This is a genomic window from Fonticella tunisiensis (assembly GCF_004364155.1).
GTDB classification, from domain to species: Bacteria; Bacillota; Clostridia; order Clostridiales; family Caloramatoraceae; genus Fonticella; species Fonticella tunisiensis.
Window position 1 is genome coordinate 195306 of sequence record NZ_SOAZ01000001.1, and the last position, 13060, is coordinate 208365.

Below are 13060 nucleotides of genomic sequence, written 5' to 3' on the forward strand. Positions count from 1 at the left end.
CAGGGGGTAATACCATGAGTATCAGCAAGTTTAACGCGGAAGGATATTACGACCCCACACCTTATGAAGCATTGCTTAGGATTGAGCGAGAGGCCAGGAAAGCGCCTTACAGACCGATGGTATTTATCTGCAGCCCATATGCTGGTGATATAGAACGTAATATCCGTAAGACTCAGGGGTACTGCCGATTTGCAGTGAGCAGGAATTGCATACCTATTGCTCCGCACCTCTTGTTTCCGCAGTTTATGGATGACGATGATGAACAAATGCGAAATCTGGGATTGTTCTTTGGCATGGTATTGATGTCAAAGTGCTCAGAAGTGTGGGTATTTGGCAGAAAAATTACTAAAGGGATGTCCATTGAGATTGAAAAGGCAAAGCAGCGCAGCATTCCGATTCGGTATTTTAATGAACGATGCGAGGAGGTGCAGTGTAAGTGAGCATCTCATTCCCTAAAGAATTGGCAAACCGGAAGCAATGGATATGCTGGCGTCTGGAACCAAACACAAAGGACGGAAGAGACAGTAAAATCCCTTATAATCCCTTAACTGGTAGAAAAGCCTCAAGCACTAACCCAAACGACTGGTCGACGCTTGACGATGCGATTGCGGCAAAAGAACAATACCTCTATACCGGATTAGGTTTTGTATTCGCAAAAAGCGGAGGTTTAGTAGGGATAGACATAGATCACTGCCGCGACAAAAACACTGGGGAATTAAGCGATACCGCCAAGGATATCCTTGAGCGGTTTCCGTCCTATACGGAAATCAGCCCTTCAGGAACTGGGCTTCATATTTTCTATAAAGGGGAGATGCCTGCTAAGGGCAATAAAAACACTAAAACCGGCGTTGAAATGTATGCCCACAGCAGATACTTCACAATGACTGGCGAGCGACTGCCAGGGACCCCTGATTACATTACTGAAGATAACGGGGCACTGGCCTGGATACATGAGAATTATATCAAAAGTAAAAAATGGAGAGGAAAAAGCAAGAAAGACCGTAAAAATTTTAAGCTAGAGCCGCTTACAGATGAAGAAATTCTGGAGAAAGCCCGTACAGCCGAAAACCATAAGGAATTTAATCTGCTATGGGAAGGAAAATGGCAGGAAGCAGGGTATCCGAGCCAGTCCGAAGCCGACCTTGCTCTTTGCTGTATGCTGGCTTTTTGGTCAGGCAAAAACAAAGAGCAGATGGACAGGCTGTTTAGAAATTCCGGGTTATTCCGGGAAAAGTGGGATACGGTACATCATGCAAGTGGAGCAACATATGGGCAGGAGACACTGGATAAGGCCATTGAAGTTACAGAGAACGTATACAGCCGCGAAAGCGAGTCAGTTATCTTTGAACATGAGGGCAGGTATTACCGCACCAGAGGCGAAAGTGTGTATCCTATAACAAATTTTATCATTCAACCGGTGGAGATGATTGTATCGGAAGATGAAACGCAGATGACTGCTGACCTTATTACAATTCGTGATGAAATATACCGCCAGACATTTATGACTACCGACTTCAATAACATCCAAAAATTTAAAAATATCTTGAACCGCCGGACAATATCCTTAGGCTATTTTGGCTCAGAAGGAGATTTGGAACTGCTGAAAGGTTATATATCTGAAATGGAGTGGGTAAGGAAAACAGGGGTCAAGGCTCTTGGGATTTATGAGCATGGCGGGCGGATGGTATATGTTTCAACGGATGGTGCCATTGAAGCAGGAGGCAACATGGTTGAAGATATCGTGCAGCTTGATAAGTATAAAAGCATAACAACCGATATACTAACCTTTGAGCCATTGACAAAGGAACAGCTTATTATGCTTGGTGAATGGCTCCTCAGCTATAACGAACCCATAAAAACGGTATCAGTAATGGCCTGGGTGGCCGGGTGCTTTATCAAACCGCATCTAAAAAAATCAGGCATTAAGTTTCCTCATTTATTGCTTGTCGGAGAACAAGGCAGCGGAAAAAGTAATACATTGGAGCGGGTTATTCTGCCGGTATTTTCGTGCAGTAAAATCCGCGCGGCTACACAGGTTACTGCATTTACACTGATGAAGGAATCTGCATCATCGAATCTGATACCACAGTTGATGGATGAGTTCAAGCCTTCAAAGATAGATAAGTTAAGGCTAAATGCCTTATACAACCACCTTCGAGATGCATATGACGGCCATGAAGGTGTCCGCGGTAGGGCGGATCAAAGTGCTGTTACTTATGAACTGTTGGCACCTATTATTGTAGCTGGTGAGGAATCGCCGGATGAAGCGGCCATCAGAGAACGGAGCATAGAATTGCTATTCAGCAAGAAGGATTTAAAACCGGCCAGCCACAGGCAAGCATTTTATAAGTTGTGTGCAAAAGCAGATTTGCTTGGCAGCTTCGGCCGGAGCCTGCTGGATATAGCACTCAGAGTATCGCCCGCTGAGGCAGGGAAATGGTATGAGGAAGCAAAGTCAGAGATATCTGATGAGTTTCCATCCCGTATCGTCAATAACCTTGCCTGCTGCTATGCCGGATTGAGCCTAGTTAACAAGCTGTGTGAATTTCTTAATGTTACATGGACTGAAGTGTTTCCGATTAACAAAGGGACATGTATACGTTATCTCCAGAACGGTGTGCAGGAGTACTTGCTGGATGGCGGCAGTAATAACAAGACCATTGTAGAACAGACGCTGGAAATCATGGCCCGAATGAAACTGGCTCCAAACCAAGATTACACTTTTGATAAAGGTGGCAAGGTTATCGGGATTCGTTTCTGTGATGTATATGACCGCTATACCAAGTACAGACGCGATTATGCAATCACTGGTGAATGTCTTCCATATAACCAGTTTTTGAAGCAATTGAGGCAAAGTGACTTTTTTCTGGAGAGCAATAAAACGATGCGTTTCGGGAATGAAACTAAGAAAGCCTGGGCTCTTGATTTTTCGATATTGAAAGAGCGATGCGATGTGAGCGGCTTTGAGATCACAGATATTGAGCCTCTTTAACCTCGAAAAAGGTAACAAGGTAACAAAAAGGTAACACCCGAAACGCTGATGAATAGCCACTTGTTACCTATGTTACCTTTGTCACCTCAACTTTATATATACGCGCGAGAAAACATTGCTTTTTTGAGAATAAAAAATATAAAAATAAAAATATTCGTGTATACACCTGCCCAAAAAAGAGGTAACAAGGTAACAAAATCCGGAAAAGCGCTTGATAGGTGGATTTGAGAAATGACTTTTTTGGATATTACGAGGTTACAAGAGGAAAAAAGGTAACATTTTTTGGAGGATGAACAGGTATGTCCGAAAAAAGTATTGTGACTAAAGTCCTGCGGTACTTAAAAACTGTACCGGGGTGTTTTTGCTGGAAGGAACATGGCGGTATGTACGGGACAGCAGGAATACCGGACATTATTGCCTGTGTAAATGGGCGATTTGTAGCTTTTGAAGTAAAAACTCCATCAGGAAAGGCAACAAAACTTCAGGAAGCTACTATTAGGAAAATCCTCAATGCCGGAGGCGTGGCAGCGATTGTCTATTCGGTAGATGAGGTGAAGGTTATTCTGGAAAAGCATGACCTTCTGCAAGGAACGAAGTAATAACGAACAAGGAAACGAGCACTGCGAAGCAATGCATAAAAAGCACACTGCTTAAAAGATCAAGGTTTTTTATCTTGATTTTTTGGAGGTGCAATATGCTGATTGCATGGCAGTATTTAGATAAAAAAGCAGCTGCTGTTGAAGCCTTGAAAGATTACAGCAGCATGCAGTACATTATCGAGCACAGTGATGAGGATATATATGAAGTTGAAACCCGTATGACAAGCCCGCATAGCGCAAAGATTACTGGAGTTCCGGGCAAACACAATCCCAAAAGTGGGGAAGAACGTCTTGTTGCTTGCCTTGACGAGATTGATGTGTTGAAAGAACGTTATAGGCGGGCATTGGAATATATGGAGTGGTTTAAGCCTGCATGGGAAGCCTTGTCGGAGGAAGAACAGTTTATACTGACAGAATTCTTTGTCAACGATGTGAGCAAGACAGAAGCCGTAGCAAACATCGATGAGAAGCTGTTTCTTGAAAGAGCACAGGTGTACCGCAGGAAGGACAAGGCACTTAATCATCTGGCACTGCTTTTATATGGGAAGTAGTTCAAGATAACATCATTTTGCATATAAATAGGAAACCCACTTAGATAGAGCAATCTACCTAAGTGGGTATTTTTATGGCCTACCGTATTGCGCTTAATATAAGCTTGTAGGAGCTGTTATCTTTAGTATACATATTTTAATGTAAAAATCAACAAAATAAAAAACGCATCAATTGATGCATATATCTTGACAAAAGGCATATAATATAGTATCATTGTATCACAAAAGAGGTGATGCAATGAATCAGCACTATAATCAGAATTATACCTGGGAACAGATTGATGAGATTTTGGCAATGATACAAGACTGTATTAGAGAGGGCAGATTCATTATATCAAAAAATGAGAATAGACAAGAAAACATAGATTTTATAAATGAACATAACCTAAACAGCAGAAGGCAAAAAGAGATTTTACTAAAAATAAAAACAGAAGATTTCTGCCATTCATTGCAAAATACAAAAATAGGATTTGAACATGAGGTTTTATATGTATTTTGTCCCCAGGTTACGTTATTTAACTTTGATGGCATCGAGGAGCTAGTTGATATATATACGAAATTTAATCTAATTGATAGTGAGAGCGGAAAACGAGTGGTTGTCATATCATTTCATAAGCGAAACAAGCCGATTGATTATCTTTTCCGATGATCAATCAGAAAGTTTGAAAGGAGGTCACCTTATGAACAGAAATAAGACATTTTGCGAGGAATGCAGAAGAGATGTCGAATACATGGTAGAAACTGCAACAATTAAGGGTAAGCTTAAAGGAGAAGAATATGAGTATACCGGAAAGAAGGCTGTTTGTACGGAATGTGGAAGCGAAGTCTATGTAGCGGATATAGAAGACGAAAATCTGAAGGCTTTGTATGACATGTACCGTCAAAAAAACGGCATTATTTCGCTGGAGAAGATATTAGAAATACCTCAGAAATACAATATTGGGAAACGTCCGCTGTCATTGCTTTTAGGCTGGGGAGAAATGACTTTTTCGAGATATTGTGAAGGTGATATGCCTACAAAACAGTATTCAGATATTCTTCAAAAGATTTATGATGACCCAGCATATTATAAAGAATTGCTGGAGAAAAATAAGGACAATTTAAAATCTCCGCAGGCATATGAAAAAAGTAAGCGGAAGGTACAGGAACTGCTTGGAGAAGAAAAAAAAGCAGGTTCAAAGCTGGACTCGATTATCCAATATCTGCTTTATAAATGCGAGGACATAACTCCTTTAGCTTTACAAAAGGCATTATATTATGTCCAGGGCTTTTATTACGCTTTTGAAGGACGGTTTCTTTTTGAAGAAGACTGTGAGGCATGGGTTCATGGACCGGTTTACAGAGATGTGTATAACAGGTATTCATCTTATCGGTTTGACCCCATTGAAAGCGTTGAAGTTTTCGATGAATCAATTTTTACAACATCTGAAAAAGCGATACTGGATAGTGTTATTAAAAACTTCTGCTGTTATAGCGGAAAAACATTAGAAAAGTTTACGCATTTGGAAAAACCATGGCGGCATACCAGAGACGGTTTGCCGGTGGATGCGCATTCTAATCGTGTAATACCCAAAGAATTAATCGGGGAATATTTTGTTGCTGTGAAAGAAAAATTCCGCATGCTCACTCCTGGAGATATAGAAGTATACTCGAAAGCTATCTTTGAACAAATAAACTGATATTTTTGTATTCCTTTAAGGTGAGATTTTTATGAGATGTAAAACACAGGTATACCATATATAATGATATCGTGGAAAAATGACATAAAAATGCATAAGCCCTTCGGGGCTTTTTTTATGCCATAAAACGGGAGGGAGGAAAGATGTGCGATAAATGTTTTGGAAGTAACGGAAAGAATGGCTGCAATATCCTGACTGTACGCAAGTGTCAGCAAGATAAATGTTCCTTCTATAAAAGCACCCAAGATTTAGAGGAAGACAGGAAAAAGGCTTATCTTTTGCTGGCAGCTTTGCCATCCGATATGCAGCGGTATATTTCAGATAAGTATTATAACGGCAGGATGCCATGGGCAAAAAGTAAATGTGCTGTTTAGCATTCCAGATGAGATTTTTATGAGATGAAATTCAGTAAAAAGCCAAATATAATGGTATTGTGAAAAGTTATGGATAAGCCTTCATGGGTGAACCTGTGAGGGCTTTTTTTATACCCGAAAAGGAGGTGGCCAGATGCCAAGAAAGCCAAAAAGGCCTTGCTCCTTTCCCGGCTGCCCTGTGCTGACGGACGGAAGGTACTGCGACACGCATCAAAAACAAGTTGATGCTTATTACAACAAATACGAACGAGATCCCCAAACAAGAAAACGTTATGACCGGAGATGGAGACGCATCCGGGACAGATATATCTCAGAGCATCCGCTTTGCCAGGAGTGCAAAAAGTACGGAAGGCTTACGCCAGCCGAAGAGGTGCATCATATCATCCCTTTATCCAAAGGCGGAACCAATGCAGACAGCAACCTTATGAGCCTTTGTAAGCAATGCCACTCATCGATCACTGCCCGCGAAGGAGAGCGGTGGGCAAGACGGTAGGGGGGTCAAAATCTCTGGTGGATATTTTTCGTGCAACGGGCGGGGGGTCACGCGCGAAAAATCGCAGTTTCAAACGGGGTATATCCCCCGTTTATTTTTACAGGAATCGAGGTGATGTGTATGGCAAAAGACGGTACCAACCGCGGCGGGGCGCGTATCGGCGCAGGACAGAAGAAAAAGCCGCTTGCAGATAAGATTTTGGAAGAAAACCCTGGCAGACGAAAGATCATGGTAATGGAGTTTACGGATCCTGCGGAACTGGAAGGAGAGAGCATGCCGCCACCGAGGGATTATCTTGCTGCAAAGCAGAAGAACGGAAAAACAACACTGGCGGTGGAAATATATGGAAAAACATGGCAGTGGCTTAAGGAACGCAGGTGTGTTCATCTTATTCCTGCGCAGCTTATAGAGCAGTATGCCCAGAGCGTGGCGCGGTGGATCCAGTGCGAGGAATGTATCACTGAATTTGGCTTTCTTGCCAAGCATCCGACGACTGGCAATGCCATCCCGTCGCCTTATGTGGCCATGAGTCAAAGCTTCATGAAGCAGGCCAATAACCTGTGGTATCAGATTTACCAAGTTGTGCGGGAAAACTGTGCTACCGAATACAAAGGGGCAACTCCCCATGACGATGTGATGGAAAAACTCCTGACAGCCAGGAGGGGTGGCTGATGAATAAAACAAAGTCAATTTTTCTTAGAGAACTTAGAAAATATAAAGACCATTTAACGAAGCAGCAGTTTAAGACCCTGCGGGGACAAGTATTAAACGGAGATTGTGAGGGTGCTAAAAAGGGTCTTGAGAAAATATTGAAAAGGAGAATGCAGCATGAACATACAAAAAATATCGGTTGATAAGCTTAATCCTGCAGAATATAACCCGCGCAAAGATTTAAAACCCGGAGATAAGGAATATGAAAAGCTGAAACGGTCAATTGAGGAATTTGGCTATGTGGAGCCTGTTATCTGGAACCAAAAGACAGGTAACGTGGTAGGCGGACATCAACGTTTAAAGGTTTTGCTGGACTTGGGACAGACTGAGATAGACTGCGTCGTTGTGGATCTTGATCCGCAGAGAGAAAAAGCGCTTAATCTTGCCCTCAATAAGATTCAGGGAGAGTGGGACGAGAATAAACTGGCAGAGCTGATGGCTGAGCTGGACGCAGGCGCTTTTGATGTTTCGCTTACAGGGTTTGATGCTTCTGAAATTGACGAACTGCTTAACCGATGGTACTCCAAAGAGGCGGTACAGGACAGCTTTGACATTGATAAAGCGCATGAGGAAATCATGCAGCGCGAGCCGGTAACAAAGCGTGGTGATATCTGGCTTCTCGGGAATCATCGCTTGATGTGCGGCGACTCTACGAAGGATGAAGATTTTGAGAAGTTAATGGACGGGTGTCACGCACAGATGGCAGTAACTTCCCCGCCTTACGGGGTAGGCAAAGAATATGAAAAAGCCGGGATTGAGCCATGGTTTGAGACAGTACGCCCAGTGATTAGAAACTTGTGCAGGTATGCAGATATTGTCTGCTGGAACTTAGGTGATTTATATGTAACCGGCTCCCAGTTTATTGAACCCACCAGCGTTTATAGTGTGAATATGTTTTTGGACAACGGTTACCGACCTATCTGGATCCGCATTTGGAAGAAACAAGGGCAAAACTTCGGTGTAGGCCCCTATCACCTTGTTTCAAACAAGCCGGTTCAGCAGTATGAGTATATTTCGGCTTTCAGCAATAAAGGAGAAGTTGAGGAATATAACGATCAGGAATATGTTTGGCTTTCGGCCTTTGCAGGACACAGTTATAAATTTGTGAAAAGGCTTACAAAGGAAGAACGCAAGAAATGGGGCTATGCGGGCATATGGGAGATGACGACTGTCCGGGCAAACAAGGAGCATCCGGCAATGTTCCCTGTGGAGCTTCCATGGCGGTGCATCAAAATGCACAGCGACAAGGGTGGCATTGTGCTTGAACCGTTCTCCGGTAGCGGAACCACTATAATTGCGGCTGAACAGACCGAGCGTAAATGCTATGCGATGGAGTTATCTCCTATTTACTGTGATTTAGCTGTTAAGCGCTGGGAGGAATTCACCGGTGAAAAAGCCATCAAACTGGAGGGTTAAGATTTATGGATATACTGAAAATACCAGCAGAAAAACTAAAACCTTCGAAATATAATCCGCGGAAGGACTTAAAGCCAGGCGACCCTGAATATGAAAAATTACGTCGGTCTATTGAAGAGTTCGGATATGTAGAGCCAGTCATATGGAACAAACGAACCGGGAACATTGTCGGCGGACATCAGCGGTATAAAGTACTAACAGCTTTGGGGTATAAGGAGATCGACTGTGTTGTTGTTGATTTGGATGAACAACGGGAAAAAGCACTCAATGTTGCGCTGAATAAAATCAGCGGCGAGTTTGATATTCCGCTTTTGACCGATCTGCTTATGGACTTGAATGAAGATGGCTTTGACATTTCTCTTACCGGATTTGACGCTGCGGAAATTGACGAGTTATTCCGCGATAAAACAACCACAAATGTCAAAGAGGATAATTTCGATGCGGGAAAGGCAGCAGCAGAGATTAAAACTCCGGTTACCAAAAAGGGCGATATATGGACGCTTGGCGACCACCGGCTGATGTGCGGTGATAGCACCCTGCTTTCAGATGTGCAAAAGCTGATGGATGGCCAAAAGGCGAGATTTGTTTTCACCGACCCACCCTGGAACGTTGATTACGGTTCGGATACCAGGCATCCGAGCTGGAAGCCAAGGCAAATTCTAAATGACAGGATGAGCACCGAGGAATTCGGCGCTTTTTTATTGCGCGCTTTTAACTGTATGCGGGAAGTCTCTGAGGTTGGCTGCATGACCTATGTGGTGATGTCCGCGCAGGAATGGGGCAGTTTGATGAACGTCATGCGGGAGGCAGGATATCACTGGTCAAGCACGATTATATGGAAAAAGGACAGCCTGGTACTATCCAGAAAGGACTATCACACCCAGTACGAGCCAATTTGGTATGGCTGGCTTGAGGGAACGCGCCTTTGCCCGCTTAAAGACCGAAAACAGTCGGATGTTTGGGAGATACCCCGCCCCAAAGTGTCGGAGGAGCACCCGACCATGAAGCCTGTTTCGCTTGTGGCAAAGGCCATGCTAAACAGTTCCCATACCGGAGATTTGACGCTTGATTTATTCGGAGGTTCCGGCACGACAATGATTGCAGCGCAGCAGACCGGGCGGGTTTGTTTTATGATGGAGCTTGACCCGAAATACTGTGATGTGATTGTAAAGCGCTATGTTTCACAATTTGGATCAGATTCGGTTTTCCTGCTGTGCGATGATGAAAAAACTCCTTACGCGGAAACACAGATTGCTTAAAAATGTCCTTGCTTTCCCCTTAAAACAGAGCGTTAATGTATCCCACCAAAAAGGAAAGGTGGGATTTTTTATGGGAATCAGAAATGGTTTAGCTTATTTGAGGGGAGGTGAATGGAATGAGGAATAACAGCTTCCGCTTTTCACAGAAGGTTGCCGGTCAGGAGAGAAAAGTCATTGCTGCAGTCATTGCTGAAGTACTTGGAAGCCAGGTGCGCTATGCCGGAGCGCCGGGTTTTGCGTATGAGGCAAACGGCTGGACAATTGACAGAGACAGTGTGGTGCATTCGCCGGGAATCAGCCTTGATGAAATCAAAAGCATCCGGCCGGTGATTGACGCGCTGAATATCGCAGGTTTATCTGCAGAGGGAACCATGACAATTGCTCTTTCTTTGGAGGGCTTTGGCGAGACAAGCCTTGAAAACCTTAAAAACCTGCTGGCCAGCAAGGATACGTTGATAAAGAAAGCGCTGTCGCTTGACCGGGAGCTTGAAGTATTGGCTGATAATGACGAGATTGCCTTCCCGTTCTGGAACGCGACCCTAAATGCCGACGAGGTGCAGACATATATCACGCTGGTAAAGCAGATGGCGGAACAGGCAAAAGCGCAAAAGCGCGTGCTGCGCACTGAAAAACCGACGGATAATGAAAAATACGCTTTCCGCTGTTTCCTACTTCGGCTGGGATTTATAGGAGATGAATATAAAACCGAACGTAAGGTGCTGCTTTCAAGACTATCTGGTAACGGGGCCTTCCGTAGCGGAGAAGCAAGGCGGCAAAGTCTAAGGGCGGTGGATGAAAATGAGTGATTTTCATAACACCGCCTTCTTTGTCAAGCATCCGTTCTGGGTTGAGGATCTAATGGCTCCGCATCGGTATGAGCAGAGGAAACGATTCGCAGTTGTGAAAACCATCAAGCTTTCAAAGATAGACTATGAGAACTTCATTGCCGACCTATGCGTCGACCGCCGGTTTATTGAGGAAAACAAAGGGCTTTGCCGCATTGACGAGGACGGAGTATGGCTTTGCTTGCTGGTGCAGCGGCGGGGACAGTCTGATGGGGTGCTGGTAATGCCAGACGGTATGGATTATCCCAAATACGCCGCATATTATCCTGGAGAGGAGGACGAGAAATGAGTGCAAGAGACTTTCCTTCAAAAGAAACTGTCCTTCGCCTTAAAAAGCAGTACCCGCCGGGAACACGCGTCGAGCTTATCTGCATGGATGATCCGTATTCTAAGCTGAAACCGGGAGACCAAGGCACAGTTTCTTTTGTGGATGATATCGGAACCATACATATAAATTGGGACAACGGTTCTTCCCTTGGCGCGGCTTACGGTGTGGACGTGATTAGGAAGCTTTAAATGTACACAAATCCCGCCGCAAAAAATTGTTGAAAATCCGGCGGAAACTCACGCAGAATTGCCTTGCTATCCTGTGTTTTCAATGGCCTAATGTACACTGCCAAAGGGCAGAAAACACAGAGAAAGCGAGGAGAAAAAGCACAATGCTTACAACGAGGTTTGGAATCGAGGTAGAATTAACAGGGATTACAAGGAAACAGGCGGCAAAAACTGCAGCAGCTTTTCTTGGAGGGAGGGTTGAATCCAGCGGAGATTATTACGATACCCAAAAGGTTATTGCACCGGACGGACGGGTATGGAAATTCATGAGCGACGGAAGCATCCGGACGCAGAAAAAGGAACGCGGCCGGATTGTCGAGGCAGGCCGGGAATACAGTGTGGAGCTGGTAAGTCCCATACTCACCTACCGCGAAGACATTGAAACCCTGCAGGAATTGATAAGAAGGCTTCGCAGGGCAGGAGGTTTTGCAAACGCCAGCTGCGGCATCCACGTCCATATAGACGGAGCAAGCCACACACCGCGAAGCATCCGTAATTTTATCAACATTATCGCCAGCAAGAATGACCTTTTCTATAAAGCATTGCAGATTGAGCCGGACAGGATGCGGTTCTGCAAGAAAATGGACGCGACGCTGGTGGAAAAGATGAACCGGCGCAGGCCCAAAACCATTGCGGCGATTGAGAACATCTGGTACGAGGGTTACAGCGAAAGCCGGAGCACCCATTACCACAATAGCAGATATCACTTTTTGAACCTGCATAGTTTTTTCAACGGCAACGGGACGATTGAACTGAGAGGCTTCAACAGCGAACTCCATGCCGGGAAAATCAGAAGCTACATAGTTCTTGCCCTGGCCCTCAACCATCAGGCGCTGACACAAAAATGCGCTTCCAGCAAGAAACCGCAGGTTGAAAACGAAAAATTCGCCATGCGGACATACCTCAACCGCATCGGGCTTATCGGCGACGAATTTAAGAACTGCCGGGAGCACCTTTGCAAGGCACTGAGCGGCAACGCGGCATGGCGGTTTCGGGCGGCATAGATGACTGGGCGCTTGGGGCGGACAGCCGCCCCTTGCCTGCGGCAAACACAAGGAGGAAGATGCGATGAACAAGGAAAAAGGAACAGTTTATTTAGCATACGGAAGCAATCTGAACTTGAAGCAGATGGCGTACCGCTGTCCAACGGCAAGAGTGCTGGGGCAGGCAAAGCTCACAGGCTACCGGCTGCTGTTTCGGGGCGGCAATGGTGGCGCAGTGGCAACGATAGAAAAGCAAAAAGGTGAAAGCGTACCGGTATTGCTTTGGAGAATCACACCTTATGATGAGAAAGCACTGGACCGGTATGAGGGCTATCCGCATCTGTATCGGAAAGAAACGGTTAAGGTGCGTTTCAAAGGGCAGTGGGTGTCCGCAATGGTATATATCATGAATGACGGAAGGCCTTTAGGGGCGCCGAGCCGTTACTATTACGAGGTGATTCGGCAGGGCTATATAGATGCGGGTTTTGATATTTCCGTTCTCAATAAAGCAGTGCGGGATTCGGCGGTGCAGGCGGAGAAACCGGAGATATAGGGAAAAACGCTGTCAGCATAGATAATTTCATAGAAATCCACTTGATGAAA

At 44.8% G+C, this 13060-nt stretch carries 17 protein-coding genes; all 17 read left to right on the plus strand.

All coding sequences use genetic code 11. The annotated features are described in order from the left end of the window. Positions 1 to 14 precede the first annotated feature (14 nt). The 17 genes from EDD71_RS00915 to EDD71_RS00995 all read left to right on the plus strand — a co-directional run bounded on the left by EDD71_RS00915 (position 15) and on the right by EDD71_RS00995 (position 13010). Positions 15 to 440 carry a DUF7768 domain-containing protein gene (locus EDD71_RS00915; RefSeq protein ID WP_133626858.1) on the plus strand — a complete coding sequence of 142 codons (426 nt, stop codon included), beginning with the start codon at positions 15 to 17 and terminating at the stop codon, positions 438 to 440. Next, positions 437 to 2992: a phage NrS-1 polymerase family protein gene (locus EDD71_RS00920; RefSeq protein WP_133626859.1), complete on the plus strand. Its 2556-nt coding sequence runs from the start codon at positions 437 to 439 to the stop codon at positions 2990 to 2992. Before EDD71_RS00915 ends, EDD71_RS00920 begins: the two co-directional genes overlap by 4 nt. 317 nt (positions 2993 to 3309) lie before the next feature. Further along, positions 3310 to 3591, plus strand: coding sequence for a VRR-NUC domain-containing protein (locus EDD71_RS00925; protein WP_479724188.1), 282 nt, complete (start codon positions 3310 to 3312; stop codon positions 3589 to 3591). Between the two features lie 95 nt (positions 3592 to 3686). Next, a complete protein-coding gene (locus tag EDD71_RS15605) occupies positions 3687 to 4142 on the plus strand; it encodes a hypothetical protein (protein ID WP_243116346.1) in 456 nt (151 codons plus the stop codon). A 238-nt stretch (positions 4143 to 4380) separates the two neighbouring features. Beyond that, positions 4381 to 4791 carry a hypothetical protein gene (locus EDD71_RS00935; protein WP_133626862.1) on the plus strand — a complete coding sequence of 137 codons (411 nt, stop codon included), beginning with the start codon at positions 4381 to 4383 and terminating at the stop codon, positions 4789 to 4791. 31 nt (positions 4792 to 4822) lie between these two features. After that, positions 4823 to 5821: a type II TA system antitoxin MqsA family protein gene (locus EDD71_RS00940; protein ID WP_133626863.1), complete on the plus strand. Its 999-nt coding sequence runs from the start codon at positions 4823 to 4825 to the stop codon at positions 5819 to 5821. 143 nt (positions 5822 to 5964) lie between these two features. Further along, positions 5965 to 6195 (plus strand): hypothetical protein, encoded by a 231-nt coding sequence (locus tag EDD71_RS00945; protein WP_133626864.1) that lies wholly within the window; start codon positions 5965 to 5967, stop codon positions 6193 to 6195. A gap of 133 nt (positions 6196 to 6328) precedes the next feature. After that, positions 6329 to 6688 (plus strand): HNH endonuclease, encoded by a 360-nt coding sequence (locus EDD71_RS00950; RefSeq protein WP_133626865.1) that lies wholly within the window; start codon positions 6329 to 6331, stop codon positions 6686 to 6688. Positions 6689 to 6808: 120 nt separating this feature from the next. After that, positions 6809 to 7360 (plus strand): P27 family phage terminase small subunit, encoded by a 552-nt coding sequence (locus EDD71_RS00955; RefSeq protein WP_133626866.1) that lies wholly within the window; start codon positions 6809 to 6811, stop codon positions 7358 to 7360. Then, entirely contained in the window at positions 7360 to 7542 is a 183-nt protein-coding gene (locus EDD71_RS00960) for a hypothetical protein (protein ID WP_133626867.1), read from the plus strand. The genes EDD71_RS00955 and EDD71_RS00960 overlap by 1 nt, the downstream gene beginning before the upstream one ends. Beyond that, positions 7517 to 8815: a site-specific DNA-methyltransferase gene (locus tag EDD71_RS00965; RefSeq protein WP_133626868.1), complete on the plus strand. Its 1299-nt coding sequence runs from the start codon at positions 7517 to 7519 to the stop codon at positions 8813 to 8815. Before EDD71_RS00960 ends, EDD71_RS00965 begins: the two co-directional genes overlap by 26 nt. A 5-nt stretch (positions 8816 to 8820) precedes the next feature. Continuing rightward, complete coding sequence (locus EDD71_RS00970; protein ID WP_133626869.1) at positions 8821 to 10074, plus strand: site-specific DNA-methyltransferase; 1254 nt, start codon at positions 8821 to 8823, stop codon at positions 10072 to 10074. A gap of 116 nt (positions 10075 to 10190) precedes the next feature. Then, on the plus strand, positions 10191 to 10880 hold the full coding sequence (locus EDD71_RS00975; protein ID WP_133626870.1) for a virulence factor: 690 nt from the start codon (positions 10191 to 10193) through the stop codon (positions 10878 to 10880). Further along, positions 10873 to 11208: a DUF6329 domain-containing protein gene (locus EDD71_RS00980; RefSeq protein WP_133626871.1), complete on the plus strand. Its 336-nt coding sequence runs from the start codon at positions 10873 to 10875 to the stop codon at positions 11206 to 11208. Before EDD71_RS00975 ends, EDD71_RS00980 begins: the two co-directional genes overlap by 8 nt. Beyond that, the gene (locus EDD71_RS00985) at positions 11205 to 11435 is read left to right on the plus strand and encodes a DUF4314 domain-containing protein (RefSeq protein WP_133626872.1); all 231 of its coding nucleotides are present in this window, start codon (positions 11205 to 11207) and stop codon (positions 11433 to 11435) included. Before EDD71_RS00980 ends, EDD71_RS00985 begins: the two co-directional genes overlap by 4 nt. Positions 11436 to 11578: 143 nt before the next feature. Beyond that, positions 11579 to 12478 (plus strand): amidoligase family protein, encoded by a 900-nt coding sequence (locus EDD71_RS00990; RefSeq protein ID WP_133626873.1) that lies wholly within the window; start codon positions 11579 to 11581, stop codon positions 12476 to 12478. Between the two features lie 64 nt (positions 12479 to 12542). Then, complete coding sequence (locus EDD71_RS00995) at positions 12543 to 13010, plus strand: gamma-glutamylcyclotransferase family protein (RefSeq protein ID WP_133626874.1); 468 nt, start codon at positions 12543 to 12545, stop codon at positions 13008 to 13010. The last annotated feature ends 50 nt before the right edge of the window (positions 13011 to 13060 follow it).